At 44.4% G+C, this 23625-nt stretch carries 20 protein-coding genes; 16 read left to right on the forward strand and 4 right to left on the reverse strand.

Annotated features, from left to right (window positions below; all coding sequences use genetic code 11):
• The first annotated feature begins 55 nt into the window (after positions 1-55).
• From LCL91_RS09615 to LCL91_RS09625, 3 genes are read left to right on the forward strand one after another with little or no spacing between them, the layout of a single operon-like run.
• The gene (locus tag LCL91_RS09615; RefSeq protein WP_224881986.1) at positions 56-2065 is read left to right on the forward strand and encodes a beta-galactosidase; all 2010 of its coding nucleotides are present in this window, start codon (positions 56-58) and stop codon (positions 2063-2065) included.
• A gap of 59 nt (positions 2066-2124) precedes the next feature.
• The gene (gene galE / locus LCL91_RS09620) at positions 2125-3117 is read left to right on the forward strand and encodes a UDP-glucose 4-epimerase GalE (RefSeq protein ID WP_224881988.1); all 993 of its coding nucleotides are present in this window, start codon (positions 2125-2127) and stop codon (positions 3115-3117) included.
• A complete protein-coding gene (locus tag LCL91_RS09625; RefSeq protein ID WP_224881991.1) occupies positions 3114-4193 on the forward strand; it encodes a M24 family metallopeptidase in 1080 nt (359 codons plus the stop codon). The genes galE and LCL91_RS09625 overlap by 4 nt, the downstream gene beginning before the upstream one ends.
• 88 nt (positions 4194-4281) lie before the next feature.
• Here LCL91_RS09625 and LCL91_RS09630 read toward each other — a convergent pair whose 3' ends face one another.
• Positions 4282-5838 (reverse strand): zinc ribbon domain-containing protein, encoded by a 1557-nt coding sequence (locus tag LCL91_RS09630; protein WP_224881993.1) that lies wholly within the window; start codon positions 5836-5838, stop codon positions 4282-4284.
• A gap of 6 nt (positions 5839-5844) precedes the next feature.
• Positions 5845-6327 carry a zinc ribbon domain-containing protein gene (locus tag LCL91_RS09635; protein WP_224881995.1) on the reverse strand — a complete coding sequence of 161 codons (483 nt, stop codon included), beginning with the start codon at positions 6325-6327 and terminating at the stop codon, positions 5845-5847.
• Positions 6328-6503: 176 nt separating this feature from the next.
• Here LCL91_RS09635 and LCL91_RS09640 point away from each other — a divergent pair, with 176 nt between their 5' ends.
• The 10 genes from LCL91_RS09640 (at position 6504) to LCL91_RS09685 (ending at position 19275) form a co-directional block, all read left to right on the forward strand.
• Complete coding sequence (locus LCL91_RS09640) at positions 6504-7904, forward strand: zinc ribbon domain-containing protein (protein ID WP_224881996.1); 1401 nt, start codon at positions 6504-6506, stop codon at positions 7902-7904.
• 160 nt (positions 7905-8064) lie between these two features.
• On the forward strand, positions 8065-8730 hold the full coding sequence (locus LCL91_RS09645; protein ID WP_224881997.1) for a DUF4867 family protein: 666 nt from the start codon (positions 8065-8067) through the stop codon (positions 8728-8730).
• 14 nt (positions 8731-8744) lie between these two features.
• Positions 8745-10526 carry a solute:sodium symporter family transporter gene (locus tag LCL91_RS09650; protein WP_224881998.1) on the forward strand — a complete coding sequence of 594 codons (1782 nt, stop codon included), beginning with the start codon at positions 8745-8747 and terminating at the stop codon, positions 10524-10526.
• 24 nt (positions 10527-10550) lie between these two features.
• The gene (locus LCL91_RS09655) at positions 10551-12590 is read left to right on the forward strand and encodes an alpha-glucosidase (protein WP_224881999.1); all 2040 of its coding nucleotides are present in this window, start codon (positions 10551-10553) and stop codon (positions 12588-12590) included.
• Positions 12591-12683: 93 nt separating this feature from the next.
• Positions 12684-14027, forward strand: a complete 1344-nt coding sequence (gene sftI / locus LCL91_RS09660) for a sulfoquinovose isomerase (RefSeq protein ID WP_224882002.1) — start codon at positions 12684-12686, stop codon at positions 14025-14027.
• Positions 14028-14041: 14 nt separating this feature from the next.
• Entirely contained in the window at positions 14042-15205 is a 1164-nt protein-coding gene (locus tag LCL91_RS09665) for a diphosphate--fructose-6-phosphate 1-phosphotransferase (RefSeq protein WP_224882004.1), read from the forward strand.
• On the forward strand, positions 15195-15917 hold the full coding sequence (locus tag LCL91_RS09670; RefSeq protein ID WP_224882007.1) for a GntR family transcriptional regulator: 723 nt from the start codon (positions 15195-15197) through the stop codon (positions 15915-15917). The genes LCL91_RS09665 and LCL91_RS09670 overlap by 11 nt, the downstream gene beginning before the upstream one ends.
• 15 nt (positions 15918-15932) lie before the next feature.
• On the forward strand, positions 15933-16823 hold the full coding sequence (locus LCL91_RS09675; protein ID WP_224882009.1) for a class II fructose-bisphosphate aldolase: 891 nt from the start codon (positions 15933-15935) through the stop codon (positions 16821-16823).
• 20 nt (positions 16824-16843) lie between these two features.
• Positions 16844-18277 (forward strand): aldehyde dehydrogenase family protein, encoded by a 1434-nt coding sequence (locus LCL91_RS09680; RefSeq protein WP_224882010.1) that lies wholly within the window; start codon positions 16844-16846, stop codon positions 18275-18277.
• Positions 18278-18366: 89 nt separating this feature from the next.
• Entirely contained in the window at positions 18367-19275 is a 909-nt protein-coding gene (locus LCL91_RS09685; protein ID WP_224882011.1) for an AEC family transporter, read from the forward strand.
• Between the two features lie 96 nt (positions 19276-19371).
• Here LCL91_RS09685 and LCL91_RS09690 read toward each other — a convergent pair whose 3' ends face one another.
• Positions 19372-19539, reverse strand: a complete 168-nt coding sequence (locus tag LCL91_RS09690; protein WP_159785234.1) for a hypothetical protein — start codon at positions 19537-19539, stop codon at positions 19372-19374.
• 97 nt (positions 19540-19636) lie between these two features.
• Positions 19637-20839 (reverse strand): iron-containing alcohol dehydrogenase, encoded by a 1203-nt coding sequence (locus tag LCL91_RS09695; RefSeq protein ID WP_224882012.1) that lies wholly within the window; start codon positions 20837-20839, stop codon positions 19637-19639.
• A 237-nt stretch (positions 20840-21076) separates the two neighbouring features.
• Here LCL91_RS09695 and pcp point away from each other — a divergent pair, with 237 nt between their 5' ends.
• The 3 genes from pcp (at position 21077) to xylB (ending at position 23620) form a co-directional block, all read left to right on the forward strand.
• Entirely contained in the window at positions 21077-21694 is a 618-nt protein-coding gene (gene pcp / locus LCL91_RS09700) for a pyroglutamyl-peptidase I (RefSeq protein ID WP_224882013.1), read from the forward strand.
• A gap of 95 nt (positions 21695-21789) precedes the next feature.
• A complete protein-coding gene (locus tag LCL91_RS09705) occupies positions 21790-22089 on the forward strand; it encodes a TIGR04104 family putative zinc finger protein (RefSeq protein WP_224882014.1) in 300 nt (99 codons plus the stop codon).
• Positions 22090-22135: 46 nt separating this feature from the next.
• Complete coding sequence (gene xylB, locus LCL91_RS09710; RefSeq protein WP_224882015.1) at positions 22136-23620, forward strand: xylulokinase; 1485 nt, start codon at positions 22136-22138, stop codon at positions 23618-23620.
• The last annotated feature ends 5 nt before the right edge of the window (positions 23621-23625 follow it).

Raw genomic sequence — 23625 nt, forward strand, 5'->3', positions numbered from 1 at the left:
CGAGCTTCTTTTCACATTGAATCTAAACTACAAAACGGCAAAAGGAGCTAACTCAATGTATGTAGGTGTCGATTATTACCCGGAACAGTGGCCGAAAGAGCGCTGGACAGAAGACGTGCGATTAATGAAAGAACTAGGTGTGAATGTGGTGCGCATCGCTGAATTCGGTTGGCAGCTGATGGAGCCTAAAGAAGGGACATATGATTTCGCACTATATGATGAAGCGATTGATTTGATGACGAAGAACGGGATTAAGGTGGTGCTTGGAACACCGACAGCGACACCACCTGCCTGGATGTGTGAAGCGTATCCAGAAATTTTACCTGTCGATCCGAATGGTACGGTTATTTCTTTTGGAGCAAGACGTCATTATACAGTAAATAGTGAAGTGTACCGTGAATTTTCAGCAAAAATCGTGGAAGAAATGGCGAAACGCTACGGTCAGCATGAGGGGATTATTGGTTGGCAGGTAGACAATGAATACGGCCATGAAAAATCAGATCGCAGCTATGGTGATGTCGATCAGCAGGCGTTCCAAGCGTGGCTAGAGCAAAAATATAAAACGCTAGAGGCGTTAAACGAAGCGTGGGGTACCGTGTTCTGGAGCCAAACGTATACAGCTTGGTCTCAAATTCCTGTGCCACGTAAAGTGTTCCAGGAGCATAATCCAAGCTTGCTTCTCGATTTTGATCGTTTTTGTGCAGATGCGTATACAACCTATAACAAGCTTCAAACCGACATTCTTCGAAAGCATATTCGCTCTGATCAGTGGATTACACATAACTTTGTGTACACCGATCAGGCCATTAATCAATGGGATATGTCAAAAGAGCTTGATTTTATTTCGTTCGATAACTACCCGGTGTGGGGCGGATTACCTGAGCCAATTGCGCCAGCTGCAATTGCGCATCAGCATGATTTGTGTCGTTCTTCAAAAGACGGGAAAGGTTTCTGGGTGATGGAAGAACTTTCAGGAGCGCAAGGTTGGAGCCGCATCGGTTACTTGCCACGTCCTGGTCATATTAAGCTTTGGACGTATCAAGCGATTGCTCGCGGTGCTGAAGCGATTGTATACTTCCGCTGGCGCGCGGCTCGTTTTGGAACGGAAGAGTTTTGCCACGGTGTTCTTGACCATGATGGAAAACCAAAGCGCAAATACAATGAAGTAAAAGAAGTGATCGATTCCTTGAGCGTGTTTGGAGATGAGTGGATTGCATCGAAATATCGTGCGGATGTAGCGGTTTATTATGATGTTGAAAACGCCTGGGCGTGGGGCATTCAGCCACAAAGCAATGCGTTTGAATACAAGCAAGAGTTCCTTCGTTTCTACAGTCCTGCCCATCGCATGAACGCAATGACGGACATCGTAACAAAAGAAAGCGATCTTGGCGGATATAAAGTGCTTGTTGTACCGGTTTATTTCTTAACGGATCCAGCAGTTAATGAGAAAATTTCACGCTTCGCGGAGCAAGGTGGATCCGTTATTCTTTCTTATCGCGCAGGGGTGAAAGAACAGAACAATTTTGTCGTAGAAGATACGCTTCCAGGCGCATTACGTGAGCTTGCGGGCGTTGAAATCAATGAGTATGAATCGCTTCAGCTTGGTCAGAACAATGAGGTTGAAGGGGTGCAAGGAGCGATTAAAGGCGTGAACTCTGTCGCTTCCATCTGGTGCGATCTCGTTGAACCAACAACGGCAGAAGTGCTAGCTGAATATCGCGACTGTTTCTATGAAAAAACAGCGGCGATTACGAAGAACAAGTATGGAAAAGGTACGGTGTACTACATCGGATCGGCTCTTGAAGAAGAGATGATGGATGCTCTTTATGCTGAAGTTTTCAAAGCAACTGATGTCACGACGATTCGTTCAAGTGAAAACGTAGAAGCAGTTACGCGTACTGGAAAAGATGGAGCGGTATTTTTATCCGTTGTAAACCATTCGACTGATCATGATGGTACGCTCTTGCTTCCAGATGGTACGTGGAACGATGCCGTTTCACACGAGGAATATCGAGGAGAAATGACAGTGGCCCCGCTTGGTTCCTATGTGCTGAAGCTTAACTAGTATTTTCCGGGAAATATCGATCGCATTCGACCATTAATGCTTTAATTGGAGGGGAAAACATGGCGATTTTAGTCACTGGTGGTGCCGGTTATATCGGGAGCCATACGGTTATGTATTTACAACAGCAAAATGAAGATGTTGTCGTGCTTGATAATTTAACAAAAGGACATGAACAAGCTGTGCTTAACGTTCCTTTGTATAAAGGAGATTTAACAGATGGAAAAGTGATCGATCAAATTTTTGCCGATCATGAGATCGATTCTGTCATTCACTTTGCTGCGAGTTCACTTGTTGGAGAAAGCGTGACAAATCCGCTTGAATACTATCGAAACAACGTAGCGGGTTCGCAGGCGCTTGTATCAAAACTTGTTGAACATAATGTGAAATACATCGTGTTCTCATCGACGGCTGCCACTTATGGAAATCCAGAGCGAACGCCGATTGAGGAAGATGACGTGACAAATCCTACGAATCCGTATGGAGAAACGAAGCTTGCGATTGAGAAGATGCTGCGTTGGTGTGATGATGCTTACGGCTTAAAATCAACGTCGCTTCGCTACTTTAATGCAGCTGGTGCCGATCCAGAAGGGAATATTGGCGAAGATCATCAACCAGAATCGCATCTCATTCCAATCGTCCTTCAGGCGGCGCTTGGTCAACGTGAGAAAGTCTCGATTTTCGGTGATGATTATGATACGAAAGATGGCACGTGTGTCCGTGATTATATTCATGTCCTTGACCTTGCGCAGGCGCACTATCTGGCCTTGAAAAAGATGAAAAAAACGAATGAAAGCGGCATTTATAACCTTGGTAATGGCAAAGGATTTACGGTGAAAGAAGTGATTGATACGTGTCGTAATGTGACAGAGAAATCCATTGAAGCAGAAGTAGCGCCTCGTCGCGCTGGAGATCCAGCGACGTTAATTGCTTCTTCTTCCAAAGCGATGAATGAACTTGGGTGGAAGCCGGTCTATCCAGACCTTTCGCAAATTGTGGCGCACGCGTGGAGCTGGCATCAAAATCATCCTGAAGGGTATGGAGATCAGTCATGAGTATTGAGAAGGTACGCTTATTTTTAGAAGAACACGGTTATGATGGGATCTTGCTTAGAAGGCGGAACAATTTTTCCTGGATCACAGGCGGGAATACGAATTATATCGTTCAGACGATGGAAGCAGGCGTAGCGGACTGGATTATCACGCGTGATCAAGCGTACTTGGTGACGTCAAAAATGGAAGAGCGCCGTATTGTGGAAGAAGAATGTGCCGATCTGTCGTTTTCTTTTGAAGTGCTGTCTGATGATTGGTACAAGCCTGCTGAAGATTTAATTGAATCGGTAACGACTGGACTGCGGATGGCAGCTGACATGCCTTATGGCGACTGGGATGTAGTGGATGAAGAGCTTGGAAAGTATCGCTCGATCTTGTCGGCTGATGAGCGTGAACGGTACCGTAATCTCTGTCAGAAAGCGGCCAAAGCGGTAGAAGAGACGTGCCGTGAAATTGTTCCAGGTCAAACGGAAAAAGAAATTGAAGCGCATCTTGCAGCAAAAATTCTTGCAGGTGGGATGTCGATTCAAGTGCTGCTCGTTGCAACAGATGAACGGATCTATCGCTATCGCCACCCAATTCCAACTGAGAAGAAGCTTGAGCGTCATGCGATGATTGTCATTTGTGCGGAAGAAGCAGGCCTTGTCGCAAACGTGACGCGACTCGTTTACTTTGACGAACAGCCAGAAGAATTGCGTCAGCATAGTGCTGCGGTTGCAAGGATTGATAGCGTGATGAATCATGCTACAAAAGTTGGAGCCACGGCTGGGGAAGTGATTCAAGCTGGTATTGAGGAGTACGCGAAGCAAGGCTTCCCGGAAGATTGGAAACTTCTTCATCAGGGCGGTTTAACCGGATTTAATTCGCGCGAATTTCTCGCGAATCCGGAAACGCCAAACAAGATTGTCGTGAATCAAGCCTACGCATGGAATCCTTCTTTGCCTGGCGTAAAGTCAGAAGACACGGTGCTGCTCACTGAAGAGGGTCTTGAATTTATGACATATACAGGTGAATGGGTTTACCAGGATGTTGAGGTAGAAGGCGTTACGTACGTGCGGAATGCGGTGTTGGTGAGGTAGAGAAGTGAAAAGCGAAGGGGGTCAGGCTCGAGCCTGACCCCCTTCGCAAACAAAAAACCTCAAAAGTCCACCGACAGCGGACGCTCATTCACTCCGCTTTCCGTTTCTTCCAATAAGCTCCACAAATCGCAAGAAGTGTTGAGAAGATCCAGCATTTGAAGAATGTCGCGATGGCGGAGGAACCAATAAAAAGAAATGGTGCGTCTGTCATGTCTTGAAATTCTCGAGCTGAGAAATCTAATTTAAATGTGAATCCAGTATTTAAACCAGCAGTTAGTAAAGACATCAGAAAAGCGTATAGTAAACCAAAGACGATAATCCGATGAAGCTGAATGGCGCCTCCCTGTTGGAGTCTGTATCCTGCCCATAGGAATAAACCAATGGGGATGAGCAACCCGATGATCATGTAGAGTTTTAAGTTTCCTGGATTACTTGATAGGAAGCTAAAGATTGAGAAAGGATCATTTGTTTGAAATTTCAGCCCACCAAGTGCAGAATACATCACCTGCAGTTTCTCATCTAGTATGTTCATATCGAACGTAAGAGAAGAAAGGTTGAGCGCATTCCATAGAAGAAAACCGCCTTGAACCGCGATGATTAGGAAATAGGTTGCAGGAAGATCGTCAAAGCTAAGAAAAGGGTTAGCGTCAGACATGAAACGATAGAGTAACAGAATAATCACTGCAGAGGAGAGGGCGATTCCGAATGTGATCGTTCTGATGCCTTCTTTTAGTGGAGAAGAAGTGAGTTGTTTTATCGCACCACTTCCATACAAACTACCAATAAACGAAAAGATTGTCCCCAGGAAAAATGCAGCAAAGAAAGCTTTTATGAACGGATAGTTGTTCTCGATTGCCAAACTTGCAACTATTCCGCTATCTTGTGCGGAAGCATTGAATTGGAATCCCGCGATTAGAGCGATCAGTGCCGTTAACACGCCATAAACTAGTCCGATTAAGAGCGAAGATACCCAATAGTGTTGGAACGTTCCGGATGCTCTACGCCCGTACAGATATCCGGCGATCAGTAGCGAAGTAAGGGGCAGTAAAAGCAGGATCAGCAGGCCAGACTGAAGCTCAAGGTCTCCTCCAAATTGCTCACCAGCTTCAGTGGAATTGAAGGAAAGCGTGGAATTAAGAAGATGAGCTGCCATCCAATAATCGGTCATTCCAAAAAAGGGGTCGGTTAATGGTGGATTTTCAGTACCGTAGTTATAATAAAAATCGTTTACGACGCCTGCGGGCCCAACCTCGAGCTCATTTAAGGTTTGTTGAAAGGAAGCGGCTTGCTGCTGAAAGCCTTCTGATACCACAAAAGACATGATGCCAACCGCAAGAAAGGCAAGAAAGGCGCATAGTATGGCCAATCTTTTGTTGATACTGCTGAGATCAGGAATCGCATGAGAGGTCGCCATCTTTTCCTGTGTTCGTTCCGCTTTAAAAGGGACGAGGGGAAGTTGAAAAGAACCACACTGCATACAATATTGCTCGTGATTGTTATTCTCTGTACCGCAATCTGAACAAAATTTTGGTTTGGCGCCCGATGTAACGCTTGGAGTCTCTGCATGAAGCTGAAAAGTCCCATCAATAGGACAGTAATTGTCGCTAACCTCGTTGCCACATGTTGTACAGTACGTGATGATCACCACCTCCTAGCCGTTTTTTAAACCGCAACAGCCGCAGAATCGAGCAGACTCAGGTACTTCTTCCTTACACATTTTACACGGTTGCGTCGCGAGCGCTTGAGGGGGTTCTGCTATCACAACTTTGCTTCCACAGCTTCCACAAAACGTATCCTCTACTTGAATGGGGGCTCCGCATTCGCAAATGTGTTCACTTGATTCTTTTTTCAATTGATTGAGGGAACGATTCGCTTGATAAAGTTCCAGGTCGTATGGAAGAAGGCGCTCAACTTGTTCTGTTAATTCAGAATGCTGGATTTCTCCTTTTCGTAAGAGTCGATAAGTAAGCTCTCCAAGCTGGTTGATGACTTTCATGCGATGTGAAGCCGCATCACTTGCATGCTTCTTTAACTGAGAAACTTCCTGTGCTGTTTGGAGTTTCGTTTTTCCTTGGTTTAGGCCATCTTGAAGTTTGGATAAACCTCCACCTATTTTCGTTTGTAGATCCGACATGTCCATCTCCTCCTTGCTTCTATTCGCTCTTCATTAAAGAAGAGCGAGTGCTTTTCCCGACCTTTTCATAGATATGATAAAAGTTCTAAATCATGTTATAAAAAAACGGTTTGGAATAGCAGTCATAATTAGAAATCTCTCCCATATGATTTGGAATAATGGGCGGAGGTGGAAAGATGAATTGGTGCAATCAGTGTAAGAGAAACGAAGCTGGAGCGTTTTGCGTTAAATGCGGCCAGAAAGTAGCAAGAACGAGGGAAACGCCATTAACGAAATCGAGAGGCCTTTTATGGGGAGCGATCATTGGAGTGATACTCCTTGTCTTGATTGGTAGTTTTCTAACGTTAAAATGGGTAACATCTCCTGAGCGAACAGTTGACCGGTTTCGCGATGCGCTTTTGGAAGAGGATTACGAAGCGATCGGGAAGTTCATTCCTGACACAAATCCATTGCTTTCACAGGAAGCTGAACTTGCGAGTTTTGTTTCGTTTATGAAAGATCATCCTGACCAACGTACGCTCCTTGTTCAAGATTTGGAGAGACAGGCTAGAAGTTTGAGCGATCATACGCTTATCAAACCGAACGAAAGCATGCTCCTTCAAATGACGTTAATGGAAGATGGGAAGGCTTTTTATCTATTTAAGGATTACGTAATCGCTCCTCCCCCGATCTATGTAGAGGTAGGAACACAATTCAATAAAACAACGCTTTTCATTAATAAAGAAGAGAGCGGAACGATTGGAGAAGATGGTAAAAAAATCGGGCCATTTCTGCCAGGGAGCTATCATTTTGAAACAAAATTAGAAAATGAGGGGTACACGATGCGTGGGGAAGCGGAGGTGGAACTCGTGCCGTCTGAGGAAACCGTGCAGGTCGATTTGCCTGTTAATGGCGCGTTTGTGACGCCAGATTCGAACTACGAAGATGCTCGCTTATTTATAAATGGAAAAGACACTGGCATCGCGGTAGGTGATACCGGAGAAATCGGTCCGTATCCAACGGACGGATCTGTTGTTATGCATGCAGAGAAAACGTTTGAAGCAGGCGTTGTGAAAAGCCCTTCCGTTCATTTTGAAGGAGAGGCTCCGTTCTTTTCGATCGACTATCGCGAACCTGTAGCGATTGAAAAGGAAGTCGCCGATCAGCCAGAAGTGGTGCAGAATCAAGATGAAACAGGTCTGATCATTTCAGCTGTTAATACGTACTTAAATGATTGGATCTTTGCCTATGAAAACCTTGAAACAGATTACTTTTCAAACCTAACCCCGGAGCTTCACTCGTATTTTGAAGAACGCTTCCAGTCTGTCAGAGAAAATAATGCCGCTTTTACTGGAGAGGTTGTGGAAGCAGCCTTTGATCTCGACAGCCTATTTATTGATTCGTCTGGAAAAAAAGCAGAAATCGATGTTCTCGTTACGATGGACTCAGCCAATCATGATCAAGGAGAAACCAACGTGCAGACGGAAGTCACTTCAAGTGGTTTTCACTATAAACTAGTGAAAAACGGTGGGAAATGGTTGATTGATAGTCGAGAAGAAGTGGATTACGTTGATTTGACGAATGCTGTTGTTTATTAAAGTGGTAGCGTGGCGGGGGTCAGGTTCGAATCTGACCCCTATTACAAAAGTACTGATAATTTCAAAAAAACTATTGCAATTATGAATGCGTTTACAATATAATGTGATAAAAGGTTATGATGTTTATATAAACATTACTACTTATATCGGAGGTACGGATATGATTGAAGTGTTACGAGAGCTAAATCCACATCTAGAAGTGAAGTCAGTAGATTCTGAAGCTTTTCGAGCATTTGGAAAGGTTCTTCCAGATTTCCCATATGAGAAGATAGCGGATTTGATGAAGAAGACGGAGATTCCCGAACAGGGAAATCACTATGTTCCTTCGAGAGAAGAGCTAGAAGCGGAGTCGGTGAAAGCCTTCGTTGAAAACAGCTACTATGGAGGGATGCCGGTACAGATTGGGTACTGTAACGGGAAAAATTCCGCTTTAGGTGGTCTTGAATTTCATAAGGGAAGTGAAATTAACGTTGCCATTACGGATTTTGTACTCCTTCTAGGACATACGAAAGACATTACAAATCATACATACGATGTGAAGAATATTAAAGCGTTTTATATTCCAGAGGGTACCGCGATTGAAATGTTTCAAACAACCCTTCACCTTGCTCCATGTAAAGTGAGCGATGAAGGATTCAAATGTACAGTGATTTTGCCAGAAGGAACGAATACGCCGTTAGAAGATGCTCAAAAAGAACAAGATCCGCTCCTTTTTATGAAAAATAAATGGCTACTTGCTCATCCAGAGCATGAACGATTTATGTCACTTGGCGCTCACAACGGAATTGTCGGTGAAAATATAACAGTTGTTTACAGCAAGGGATAAAGGAGGACAACCTTATGTCGGGTATCACATTCACATTAGTTTCATGCGTCTTCTTTATGGCGCTCGTCGCGTGGGTTTCATACTTAAAAACAAGGAATTCAGTCAATGACTCAGATGGTTACTTTCTCGCAGGTCGAGGGTTAACGGGTGGATTTATTGCAGGTTCTCTTTTGCTCACAAACCTATCTGCCGAACAGTTAATTGGCTTGAATGGACAAGCCTATCGAACGAACCTTTCCAACATGGCCTGGGAAGTGACAGCGGCATTTGCGATCGTCATTATGGCGCTTATCTTGCTACCTCGCTATCTTGGCGGTGCCTTTTCAACCTTACCTGAGTTTTTAAGTAAACGGTATGATGAAAGCGTTCGCAGATACACAGTTATTTTATTCATGCTTGGTTATATGTTTGTGACGATTCCATCAGTCCTTTACTCTGGGGCACTTGCGATACTTCGTCTTTTCGATGTACCAGAGCTACTCGGCATTTCATTTGAATCGTCTGTCTGGCTCGTCATTTGGGTGATTGGCATTATCGGTGCTATTTATGCCATCTTTGGTGGGTTAAAAGCGGTAGCAGTATCCGATACGTTGAACGGAATAGGACTTCTCTTTATTGGCTTAATTGTTCCCATCCTCGGCTTTTTTGCCCTTGGAAACGGGGACATGTTAGAAGGAATCAAAACGATTACAACAGAAAATCCTGAGAAGTTAAATGCGATCGGATCGAGTACAGATTCTGTTCCGTTTTCTACTATTTTTACCGGAATGATTTTTATGAATATGTTCTACTGGGGAACGAATCAGTACGTGATACAGCGAACGCTTGGTGCGAAGAACCTAGCAGAAGGTCAAAAAGGTGTACTACTTTCTGGATTTTATAAACTTACCGTACCATTTATGATGATGATTCCAGGAGTAATTGCTTTCCATCTCTATGGAAGCTCAATGGATCCAGTGGATCTCGCTTATCCAACGGTTGTGTCGAATTTGCTGCCGACATTTATGTCTGGACTCTTTCTAGCTGTGCTTCTCGGCGCCGTGTTCTCAAGTTTCAACTCACTGTTAAACAGTGCGGCAACGATGTTTGCGCTTGATGTATACAAAGCTGGTATTAATAAAAACGCCACAGATCGCCAGCTGATCAATGTTAGTAAATACTTTGGAAGCGTTCTCGCGCTTGTCTCTTTCTTTATTGCGCCAATGCTTATGAACGCACCGGATGGATTGTGGGATTTGATTCGCCGCTTTACAGGCTTCTTTAACATCCCGATTATTGCCATTGTTCTTGTTGGGATTGTTTCGAAACGCATCCCTGCACTTGGAGCGAAAATCGCGATTATTTTCCACGTGATTACGTACTACATGCTTGTGTGGGGATTAAACCAGCTGTTTAACATTGAAATAACGATGAACTTTATTCATATTTCAGCCATCCTTTTCCTTATTGAGGTTACGATCATGATGGTCGTTGGGCGCATTCGTCCTCTTCCTGAAGCGTATGAGTTCCGAGCGAATCCAAAGGTGGACATGGTGCCGTGGAAGTTTACGATTCCAGTTTCTGTTGTTCTCATTAGCCTTGTCGTGATGGTCTACATCCTCTTCTCACCAATTGGATTTGCCTACGCGGGTGGAATGGTTTCTGGATGGTTCTGGCCAGCGATCTTAGGAACGGCTGTCATTGGAGGAATTTGTTACCTTCTTGCCCTTAAATCATGGAATAAAAAATACTCTGGATTTGTTACTAGGAAGCATGAAGAAGCAGTTAACGCTGAAAAGAAATTTAGAAGCGCATAAACGATAAATATGTAGGGGGAAATCATGTTAAATACAAAAACGATCAAACCGAGTTTTGAAGTGAAGCAAAATGGAGAAGAATTTGACGTTCATCTGGACGGTCGCTTACTGTTTCGTCATTCACCAGCCCAACCATTTATTTTCGTTGGTAGCGGTGAAGAAACGATTGATATGTACAGAGGTAATTTTAAAATAAAAGATTATGTTGTGGAACGAGTAGCTCTTCGCTATGCAACAGTACGGTATGAAGGAGAGACGTGTCGCATCGGATTTCGCCACTTCTCTCACGATCACGAGCTGTTAACAATGGTATTAAAGCAAGACAAAGAAGGTCTGCGCGTATCGTTTGAGCTCGTAGATCCTCTGTTTAATCGTTTCTGGTTACGCGTTGCCGCTGATGCCGATGAGAAAATTTATGGGTGTGGGGAACAGCTTTCCTATTTCAATTTAAGAGGAAAGAACTTCCCACTCTGGACGTCTGAACCCGGTGTAGGACGGAATAAATCGACTTATACCACCTGGCAAGCCGATGTGAAAGATCAAGCTGGTGGCGACTATTACAATACGAATTATCCTCAGCCAACCTATGTATCTACGAATAAATACTACTGCCATGTTGAGACGACGGCTTTCGCTGACTTCGATTTTCAGCGAGACGATTTTCATGAGCTACACATTTGGGAAGCACCGGCTTCGATTTTGTTTGAAACAGGGCAGACGTATAAAGATCTCGTTGAAAAGCTAACTGCTCGTCTCGGTCGGCAACCAGAGCTTCCAGATTGGACGTTTGATGGCATCTGGCTCGGGATGCAGGGAGGAACGGAACGCGTACAAAATAAAATTGATCGCGCGATTGAAAAAGGAATGAAAATTGGCGCTGTTTGGTGCCAGGACTGGCAAGGTAAGCGTGTGACGTCATTTGGGAAACGCTTGATGTGGAACTGGAAATGGAATCCGGAGGAGTATCCTGAACTCGATCAAAAAGTGAAACAATGGAAGGAAAAAGGCATTCGTTTTATGGGATATATCAACCCTTATGTTGCAGTTGAAGGAGACCTGTACCGTGAAGCCTATGACAATGGCTATCTTGCTACGGCGTTAGATGGCGGTGATTATGTGGTCGACTTCGGTGAATTCGATTGTGGCGTTGTTGATTTTACAAACGAAGCGGCGTGTGAATGGTATGAAGACGTCATCCAAAAGAATATGATTGATTTTGGAATGGACGGATGGATGGCTGATTTTGGTGAATATTTGCCAACAGACTTAAAGCTTCATAGCGGAGAACCAGCAACCAAAATGCACAACGCCTGGCCCGTCATGTGGGCAAAAGTGAATCATAACGCTGTTCAAAAAGCAGGACGCTGGGGCGATATTGTGTACTTTATGCGTGCTGGTTACTCAGGTAGTCAGGGGTACTGTCCATTACTATGGGCTGGCGATCAAAGTGTTGATTGGAGTCTCGACGATGGTCTTGCTTCCGTTATTCCAGCTACGCTATCTGCTGGGATGAGTGGAAATGGCGTTCATCATAGCGATATCGGTGGCTACACAAGTCTTCATGGCAACATGCGAAACAAAGAGCTACTGCTTCGCTGGGTTGATATGGCGGCATTTACACCTGTTATGCGAACGCACGAGGGAAATCGTCCTGATGATTGTTTCCAGTTTGATCAAGACGAAGAGACGCTCGAGCATTTTGTGAAAATGACAAACGTTTATACAGCACTGAAGCCTTATCTAAAAGCGTTAAGCAAAGAGAACGCTGAAAAAGGAATTCCGATTCAACGCCCGATGTTTATGGAGTATGAACATGATCTTGCTTCTTATAACATCCAATATCAATATATGCTAGGTTCAGAGATGGTGGTTGCACCGGTTTATGAAGAAGGAAAAGAAACATGGTCGGTGTACTTGCCTGAAGATGACTGGGTTCATTTATGGAGTGGTAAGGAAACAAGTGGAGGCCAGATTGAAGTGAACGCTCCGATTGGTGAAACGCCAGTCTTCTATCGCAAGCATTCGGACTATGCAGCTATTTTTCAACAAGCAGCACTTAAATAAGCACGCGAAATAAAAGGTTACTACCTATTTTAAAACATAATAATGTATGATATAGTAAATGTAACAAATGGAGGAGAAAGGTTGTGACCAATCGTGCCAAAAACAAGCATTCTATACGTACCAATCGGAAGAAAGACGTTTGATCTAGAAGCGGGAGAGCTACAGCGAAAGAAAAGTTCGGAATTTCTGCATAGCGTGACCAAGAACGTGATTGAACCAGAGGAAATCATTACGTCTCCTGAAGATCTTGAGGCTTTTCTTGAAAACGTTAACAGCGATGATGTGATTGCAAGCATCTATCAGAGCGTAACGTTTGCTGATGGTGAATTTGTTGAAGCGTTAATAAAAAAAGTGGAAGCGCCAGTGATTGTTTGGTCGGTACGTGAGCCAAGTGTAGGCGGAAGACTTCGCTTAAATTCGTTAACCGGCGGAAACAGCACAAGTCATGTGCTACGGTGTGCCAACCACCCATTTAGCTTTGTATTCGGAAATGGGGATGAGGCGCAAGTACAAAAGAGAATTAAAGTTCAACTGAAAGTGCAAAAAGTAATTGAAGATCTGAAAGGTCTTACAATTGGTGTGATTGGAGAACATCCACCAGGCTTTTTCTTCTCAGGAACGGATGAAGAAGCGCTTCAAAAACAACTTGGCGTAACGGTGAAAAACTTCGATTTAAACAAAGCATTTGAAGAATGCGTTAAGCTACCTCGTGAAAAATGGGAAGGCGCGATTGAACGAGCAGAGCAACAGGTGATTGGGCTAAATCGGAATGAAGAAACGGTACAGCGATTTGCTCAGTTTACGACGTATGTTCAGGAACAAATTGATGCAGAAGACGTATCAGCGCTTGCGATCCGCTGCTGGCCAGACTTTTTCAATGAGCTTGGTGCTGCGGCATGTTCAACCCTTTCTCAATTTACTGAGGACGGCGTTGTGTCATCGTGTGAATCCGATATTCACGGTTCAGTATCGATGTTTATTCTGCAACAGCTAACAGGAAGTGCGCCGTATCTTGGCGATATGGTTCACGTCAATGAAGCAAGTAATTCGGTTGTGTTCTGGCATTGCGGTGCTGGCGCTTATTCGCTCGCCCATCCTGATCAAGGTGCACGCCCAGGCGTTCATCCAAACCGAAAGCTAGGCTTTACGATGGAATTTGGATTAAAACCAGGTCGCGTGACGATGTTCCGCGTTGGCTATACGCCAGAAGGATATCGCTTGCTTGTGATGCGAGGAAACGCACTCGATACGCCTCAGCGTTTCAATGGAACGTCTGTTGAAGTGGAACTTGAAACCGAAATCAATGACACGTTATATGGGTTAATGGAAGAAGGCTTCGAACCACACTACGCCATTATTTATGATGATGTAGCCGATGAGCTCGTTGAACTTGGAAAGCAGCTTGGTCTGAAGACGACGGTCTATACAAAGAACTGAAGGGAGACAGTTGCATGAAAAAGGTCGCTATTGGTCAGGCCGGGGGACCTACGGCCGTAATAAATGCTACCCTCGCAGGGTTTGTGAAAGAGATCGAACGCGATCATTCTCTGCTTTTTATACAAAATGGTTATGAAGGATTAGCGCATGGGATGTATTTAGATGGTGATGATGAGATGCTACGTCGCATCCATCTTCATCGAGACGTACCTGGGGCGTGTCTTGGATCAGGTCGGTTTCCACTAACAGATGAGCATATTGAAAAAGGGGTGCACCTGCTACAGGCGCAGGGGGTCGATGTGCTTGTTTTTATCGGCGGTAACGGAACCATGGAAGCACTAGCGAAAGTAGAATTGGAAGCAAAGAGGCAAAATTTTTCCCTTCAAGTCATCGGACTTCCCAAAACGGTGGATAACGATCTCGGTGGTACAGATCATGCGCCTGGCTTTGGAAGTTCGGCTCGATATGTTGCTCAGGCGACGCGAGATATGAGCCGCGACCTCGCTTCTATGAAGAATTTTGAAAAAGTTCGTGTACTTGAAACGATGGGAAGAAACGCAGGGTGGCTGGCCGCGGCATCTGGGCTTCTTAAGGAGTATGAAGAAGAAGGGCCGCATTTTATTGGTATTCCAGAGCGACCAATTCAAGCAGAAATGCTTCTTGAAAATGTAAACACCGCATTAAATCGGTTTGGGTATGCCACGGTCGTTGTGAGTGAAGGCGTTTGTTTTGGAAAGACGGGTCAAGTAGCGCGAGGAAATGTCGCTGGTAGAACAGTGCTTGGTGGAATTTCCAATGAGGTAGCTGGCTTTTTAAAAAGTGAGTTAAACGTTATGACAAGAGCTGAACTTCTAGGCATGAACCAGCGAAGTTTTTCTGAAGTCGTTTCGGACGTTGATCGAGAAGAAGCTTATCGTGTGGGGAGCGTTGGAGGCGAATGGATTCGTGAAGGGGTTTCAAATGTGATGGTCTCCATTCAACGGAATGCTCACCATCGCTATTCAGTAAGGATGACCCCGATTGAACTTCGTAACGTAGTGGCTGCTGGAGAACGAGTGATGCCTGAGGTGTTCATTGAAGATCAGAAAGCATATTATCAATGGCTAAAACCGCTTATCGGTGAAGATATTAGGTCGTACCCACCGCCATTACATAGGACTGAAATGTATGTCGATTAATCAGAACGGAGAGGCGCTTTATCTCCAAATAAAAGATGTTCTGATCGACCGCATTCAGAGTGGAACGTGGAAACCAAATACGATCATTCCAACAGAGCAAGCGCTCATCAAGGAATTTGGTGTTAGCCGGACGACGATTCGTCAGGCCATTGCGATTCTCGTTCAAAATGGTTTGCTCGAAAAGAAACAGGGTCATGGCACGATCGTAAAGCCACATCAATTGGTAGGTAACCTTGGGCAGTTAAAAGGTTTTGCGGAAGAAGTAATGGAAAAAGGGCAGGTTCCTTCATCCAAATTGATACGAGCTGAATTTAAGGAAAACCTTTTTCATGAAAGTGAAATGCTTCAAGTGGCTGAAGGAGCTCCGATTCTTCTCGTTGAACGCATACGGTTTGCGGATGAGACGCCTGTTGCCCTTGAACGAACGTGCTGGCCAGAGTCAATTGGAAAGATACTTATGCAGCATGATTTAAATAAAGCGAAATACTATGAAATTCTAGAAAACTATCAGGTTTATTTAAACAAAGCAAAAGAGCGAATTGCCGCGATTAACGCTACGATTGATGAAGCAGATTCATTGGCGATCCGGCCGGGTGAAGCATTACTTGAAATGACGCGTCTCAGCTATGGATTGAATGATCATCCAATCGAATATACAAAAACGAAATACAGAAGTGATCAGTACCATTACAATATTGAATTGAAACGATAGAAGGGAGAAATGATGATGCCATTTATTAACGGAAAAACAATGCTGGATCATGCTTTTCAAAATGGATATGGGGTAGGGGCATTTAGCGCACATAACGCAGAAACCGTGCTAGCGATTTTTGAAGCAGCTGCAGAGGAAAAGGCACCTATTATGATACAAGTGGGGCAGAAAGTAATTCAAACCCTGGGCATGGAAGCATTAAAAGGGTTGATCGATACGTATGAAAGAGAGTTTGATGTTCCTGTCGCGATTCACCTTGATCACAGCCGTCAGTTCGAGCAAACGATGCAAGCTGTGCAAATGGGCTTCCAATCCGTCATGTTTGATGGGTCTGGTTTATCTTTTGAAGAAAACACGGCAACCACGAAAAAAGTGGTCGATATTGCAAGAGCACTTGGGATTGGATCAGAAGGAGAAATCGGTAAAATCGGTGGCACGGAAGATGACATTACGGTTGATGAAAAGGATGCACTGATTACAACGACAGAAGAAGCCGTCGCTTTCGTAGAAGCAACAGATGTGGATTACCTCGCCGTATCGATTGGAACAGCACACGGAATTTATAAAGAAACGCCTAACCTTCGTTTCGAGCGATTAAAAGAAATTGTTGATGCAGTCAAGCGTCCAGTTGTCCTACACGGCGGATCCGATGTGCCGGATGAGCAGGTGCAACGAGCGATTTCACTAGGTATTGCGAAAATCAATGTGGACACTGAGCTTCGTCAGGCATTTACGAGAGGCGTTCAAGAAGCTTTTGCAGAAAACCCGGATGATATTGTGCTCGCTAGTTCACTTGGTCTCGGTCGCTTACGCATGAAAGAAAAAGTTCAGGAAAAGATTCGCGTATTTGGTAGTCAGGGGAAAGCAGAAGAACTTTTGTCAGGTAAAAAGGTCGTAACGTTATAAAAGAGGAGGATGATGTTAACGTGGCTACACAAACTTCAGTTCGAACTTATGGGCTATTCATCAATGGGGAATGGCGAGAAAAAACAGCAACAGATGACGTGCTAAACAAGTATACCCAAGAAATAGCAGCGAAAACAGGTACAGCTGATGAACAGGATGTAACCGATGCGGTGCAAGCGGCTAAGACAGCATTGAAAACCCCTTTTTCGCCTTACGATCGATACACGGTTTTGCTTAAGGCAGCCGCAACACTTCGAGCTCGTCAGGATGAGCTTGGAGAAGTGCTTGCTAAGGAAGTTGGAAAGCCTTTAGCGGAGTGTAAAGGTGAAGTAGGTCGTGCTGCTCTAACATTAGAAGTTTCGGCAGAAGAAGCAAAGCGAATTCACGGCGAAGGTATTCCGGTTGAAGCTGCGCCTGGGTCAGAACAGCGTCAGGCGTATACTAGACGCTTTCCAATTGGGGTTGTTGCAGCGATCACGCCATTTAACGTACCACTGAATCTTGTGTGCCACAAAATTGGCCCTGCACTTGCAGCTGGCAATAGCGTGGTATTAAAACCAGCTGAAGTGACGCCGGTTTGTGCGATTCTTTTAACGGAAATATTTGAAGAAGCGGGACTTCCAGCAGGACGCCTAAATTTGATTACGGGAGAGGGAGCAACGGTAGGCGAATGGCTTCTTTCGAATCAAGATGTGAACATGTTTACCTTCACTGGAAGTCCACGTGTTGGGCAACATATTCGTGAAAAAGCAGGATTGCGTAAAGTAGCGTTAGAGCTAGGAAACAATTCAGCGACGATTGTGCATCATGATGCCGACGTTGAAACAGCGGCAACGCAGTCAGCGCAAAAAAGTTTTAATAATGCAGGGCAAGTTTGTATTTCAGTCCAACGCGTCTATGTCCATGAAGATATTTATGAGCCGTTTCTTGCAAAAATGAAGGAAGTAACAGAAGGACTTGTTTTAGGTGATCCAATGGACGCGGCGACTGATATTGGCCCGATGATTGCTGAACGTGAAGCAATTCGCGTCGAGAGCTGGGTACAAGAAGCAGTTGATCAGGGAGCTGTGATTGAAACGGGTGGAAAACGAGATGGCGTTTTCTATCAACCTACGATTCTCACGAATGTGAATGATGATATGAAGGTTTGTCGTCAAGAAGTCTTTGGTCCGGTCGTAGCGGTAAGCACGTACCGTTCAACAGATGACGTGATTGCGAGAGTGAATGATTCCGAGTATGGTCTTCAAGCTGGGCTCTTTACGAATGATCTCGCGTTTACCTTAAAGGCGATCAATGAGGTTCATGTAGGTGGACTCATAATTAATGATACGTCAGGCTATCGTGTTGATCATATGCCATACGGTGGCGTGAAGAAAAGTGGAACGGGCAAAGAAGGTCCGCGCTATGCGATTGAAGAAATGACGGAAGAAAAAATTATCGTTTTTAACGGATGAGAGTAGAAAGGGGGCCGATGAATCGAATCGGTTCCCTTTTCATCCTCTAATAGGACGCTATAGCTTTTAGAAGCTGAAGGAGAATGAAGATGTCGATCATAACCATACTGCTACCGATCTTTTTCGTATTTGGCGTCGGTTATCTTGCGCAGCGCTTTTTAAAATTAGAGACGAGGGTCCTCTCAAATCTCGCGTTATATGTGCTCGTGCCGCTTCTTGTTTTTCGAACGTTCTATGAACAAGAAATTGATTCGTCCTACGGGTATTTATCGATCTACATGCTTGGTTTGTGCTTTGCACTGATTGGGCTTGTCAGCATTTTATCGAAAATATACGGCTATACCGAATCAGAACGGTGCGGTTTGGTTTTGTCGAGCGCATTTATGAATAACGGAAATTATGGCACGCCGCTTGTCCTGTTTCTATTTGGAACGCTCGGAATGGAAACGGCGATTGTGTTAATGGTGCTACAGCAGTTGTTAATGAGCACGCTTGGGGTCTACTATGCGGCAAAAGGAAGTCCAGATCACGACGGAATTAAAGCAGCCCTTAGAGCAGTGAGAAAAATGCCGATGGTTTACGGTGCCATTGTTGGTCTTTTGTTTCAATGGTTACAAATTCCGCTCGGCACGATCCGTGATGGCGTGGACTTGATAGCGGATGCAGCGATTCCCGTTATTATGGTGACGCTCGGCATGCAGCTTGCCAATATACGGTTGCGTGCGATTGATTGGCAAAAGCTATCAACGGCGCTATCGCTTAAATTAATGATTGCGCCGCTTATTGCTGCTGGAATTGTTGTATTTATGCCTGTGGATCCATTGACAAAACAAATTATGATCATTATGGCGGCAACGCCGACTGCCGCCAATACGACGATGTACGCCATTCAATTTCATACGGAACCTCAAAACGTTTCGAGTGCAACGCTTGTATCTACTGTGTCGAGTTTAGCTACGATGCCAGTGGTGATTTATTTAGCGACGACGTTTGTGTGAACAGCGGTTGTGAGAGGGGTCAGGCTCGAGCCTGGCCCCTCTCACAAACAAAAAAGGCGAAAGTGTCCACCCCAGGCGGACACTTTCGCCTTTTTATCATCCTATAAATGAAGCAATTAATAAGGCAAGAAAGACAAGCGAGATTAACGCAAGAAAGATTACGCCCATTTTGCGAATCGCTGGAGGAAAGCGATCGGTTAGCGGAACTCTTATAAGAAAGATCATGATCGCAAGAGAAAGAATAAGTAATAAGAAGTAACCCAAGTATGACACCACCTATTTCCGTTTTAAGTGATGTTCCCTAACAATAGGATGATCAATCATGAAAGCCCGCTTAAGCAGCGGGCTTTCATGATTGAATTTAAGGGTGCTGAATATTGGCATATGACGCTTCTACAACTTCGCCATTAAAAGCAGATTGATAGATCGCGCGAATATCGGCTTCGTAAAGAGGAAGCGGGCTTCTGGCAAGAAGTCTTTTCTGTTTCAGACCGTCTTCAGTGAGTGATTCAAGTGCTGAACTTGGAATATCAAAACCGCTAAGTGTACTTGGAATGCCGACATCCTTAACAAGTCTTTCTAATTGGCGAACGCATTCATAGGAAGCTTCCTCTTCTGAAAGAAATTGAGAGTTACCACCGAGCGCGTTCAATATATCCCCCATTCGCTTTGTACAGCTTTTTCGAATATATCCCATCACATATGGAAGCAACACCGCATTGGATTCTCCATGAGCAATGTGAAACTGACCGCCAAGAGGATAGGCGAGAGCATGAACGCCGGCCACTCCTGCATTAAAGAAGGCAAGGCCGGCCATATAGCTTCCGTTACTCATATCGATACGTGCTTTCCGATCTTCTCCATTCGTAACGGCGCGTCTGATGGAGCGGCTAATTAGCCGGATTGCTTGTAAAGCAAGTCCATCCGTCGTCGGACTTGCGTTGACCGAGACGTACGCTTCAATCGCATGGGTAAGGGCATCAACACCTGTTGCCGCGGTAACCTTTGCCGGTACAGAAAGGGTGAGTTCTGGGTCAACAATCGCTGCATCTGCGAGTAGATAGTCGTGTGTAACGACATCTTTTGAGCTTTCAAGAGAGAGCACCGCGATATTGGTTACTTCAGAACCAGTTCCTGCTGTTGTAGGGATTAGTATTTTAGGGCGGCCTTTGTCCGTAATCTCTCGGTTTCCTGATAAATTGAGATAATCACTGGCAGAACCGTCATGTGCCGATAAAACGGCCGTTAATTTGGCGAGATCTAATGCACTTCCTCCGCCTAGGCCGATAACGAGATCGAATGCCTTTTCTTTCGTATAGCTGACGAGTTCTTCACCAATGGCGAGAGGGGGTTCAGGAACAATATCTGTATAAATGTCGACTGTATACCCTGCATTCTCTAGGGGAATGCGTACGCGGTCAACGAGACCAATGTCATTTAAAACGGGATCAGTTACAACAAGAATACGCTCAGGCGAGTGCTTCTCTACCTCAGGTAAAAGCTGTTCAAGTGCCCCCCATCCGGTGTAACTGAGTGGCGTGAAAACAAGTTTTGAAAAAGACATACGGTGTTGCCTCCTTTTGTTTAGATAAGCGTTATACGACAGAGGTTCGTGATTCAATAAAGAAAACCCTTCATTTAAAATGTGAAGAACTTCTCAATAGAAGACCAATTTTTATGATTGTGGAAAAAGATTTACTGAAATTTCTAGATTAAATCGGATGAAAAAAGGTTATAAAAAGGTAATATAGGAGATTTGTATCTTCACCAGATCTGGTTTAAAGCGAAAGGGGAGAGTGAAGTGAAACCTTTATTGTTAACTGGTTTTGAACCTTTTCTTGAGCATCGTCATAACCCAACCGAGCAGATTGTGATGGAATTGGACGAAGAAACGATTGGTGGGTTTGAAATTATTTCACGCGTGCTGCCTGTCGATTATGAACGAGCGGCAGAAATGCTGATTGAGTATGTTGAACAGTGTGATCCTGTAGCAGTGATTATGCTTGGACTTGCTGCGGATCGGACGAAAATTACACCAGAACGTATTGCGATAAATGTGAATGACAGTGTAGAAGATAACGCGGGACACGCCCCTGAAGACCAACCGATTGTTGAGGGAGGTCCGGCAGCTTATTTTTCCACGCTTCCCATTAAAAAAATGACGGACGCACTCATGCAAAATGGCATCCCTGCCGAAATTTCCAATACGGCTGGAACCTACCTTTGTAATAACGTCATGTATAGCGTGCTGTATGCGCTTGAACAAAAAGACCTTACGATTCCTGCAGGATTTGTTCATGTGCCACCTACTTTTGAGATGACGCTTCATCATTCAGCACACACCGGTTTTCCGTTTACGAGTATTCGAGATGCCATTAAAATTATGATTCACGCTCTAGAAGAGGATGTACAAAACTAATATTATTCTTAAAAAGCTGAGCCCATTCGGTCAGCTTTTTTCCGATTTGAAACCCATTATAAACGCTACTCGTATAAAGAGTAGGGGGGTTAACGATGGCTATTTGTCAGCAATGTCAAACAAAATGGACTTGGAAAGAAACCTTTCGCGCTGTCCTTAATTTTAAAAAATACGATTGCTGTCCATCTTGTGGAAGTAAACAGTACCCTACTCGCAGGACAAGGAATAACCTGGCTGTGATTCCGAGTAGTGTTGCGGTACTCTGGCTACCGATGCTTGCATTTGATGTTTCGCTCTCGATTATTTTGCCGGTTGAGCTTGCAATGGCAGTTGTTACGATCGGTATTTTACCGTTCTTTTATCATGTTACGGATTGTGACGAGCCGATGTGGTAATGAACGTCACATTTCTAAAAATTTGAGTTGAAAGGAGCTTCTTCTTTTGAGCTATGTGATTGGAATTGATCTTGGAACAAGTGCAGTGAAAGTAATTGCGGTTGATCAAGAGGGACAAATATGTGCTGAATCCTCAAGGAGCTATCCACTCTATAATCCGAAGTTTGGCTATAGTGAACAAGATCCTGAGGATTGGGTTAATGAGACGATTGCTGCACTTCAGGACTTAATGTCTCAGCTCCCTTATTCTAATGTGGAAGGTATTAGCTTTTCAGGGCAAATGCACGGCCTCGTTTTACTCGATGCAAAAAAGCATCCGCTTCGCCGAGCAATTTTGTGGAATGATACGCGTTCTACGAAACAGTGTCGAACGATTGAGGAACGAGTTGGAGAAAAGAGACTCTATGAAATCACGAAAAATCCATCCCTTGAAGGCATGACTCTTTCAAAATTATTATGGGTGAAGGAAAATGAACCTGATGTTTATAAAGAAGCGGAAGTCTTTCTTCTGCCAAAGGATTATGTGCGCTTCAAATTAACAGGCGACCTACATATGGACTACTCAGATGCAGCTGGTACGCTCCTATTAAACATACGAGAAAAAGCATGGAGTAAAGAAGTGGCTGAAAAAACGGGAATCAACCTTTCACTTTGCCCGCCATTAGTCGAATCTTCCGAGCAGACTGGTAAAGTGAAGGAAGATCTTGTGCGTGGACTTGATGGTGTGAAAGTGTATGCAGGAGGAGCAGATAATGCATGTGGCGCAGTTGGAGCAGGGATTTTAAAAAATGGGCGAACCTTATGTAGTATTGGCACTTCTGGTGTGATTTTGTCATACGAAGAAAGCGCGAACCTGGAGTTTGAGGGGAACGTTCACTATTTTAATCATAGTCAACCAGATGCTTATTATACGATGGGGGTGACGCTTTCTGCCGGGCAAAGCTTAAGCTGGTTCCGAGAACAATTTGCTGAAGATGTTTCATTTGAAAAGTTACTTTCTTCTATCAATGAAATTCCACCTGGTGCAAACGGGCTGTTGTTTACTCCGTATTTAGCGGGAGAACGAACGCCGCATGCTGATGCTACGATACGCGGAAGTTTCATTGGGATGGATACGTTCCATTCGCGATCTCATTTTGTAAAAGCTATATTAGAAGGCATCACGTTTTCGTTGTATGAGTCGATTGTGAAGTTTCGAGAGAGCGGAAAGCGGATTGATGAAATTGTCTCGATTGGTGGCGGTGCAAAAAACAGAGACTGGCTTCAAATGCAGGCAGATATTTTTGATGCGACCATTATTAAATATGAGACGGAAGAAGGCCCGGCCCTTGGAGCTTCTATGCTCGCAGCGTATGGATGCGGTTGGTTTCCGACTCTCGAATCTTGCAGTGTGAGATTCTTAAAAGAGAAAGAACGATTTACTCCGAATAAGGAGAGAGTGGGGGCCTATCGTAGACTGTTTCCAATCTATCAATCGGTCTATACAAATACGAAGGAGTTAAGTGAAAAGTTAACTTCCTATCGACAATAAAAATA

Origin of the sequence: Guptibacillus hwajinpoensis, from assembly GCF_020171785.1 — a bacterium.
GTDB lineage: Bacteria > Bacillota > Bacilli > Bacillales > Guptibacillaceae > Guptibacillus > Guptibacillus sedimenti.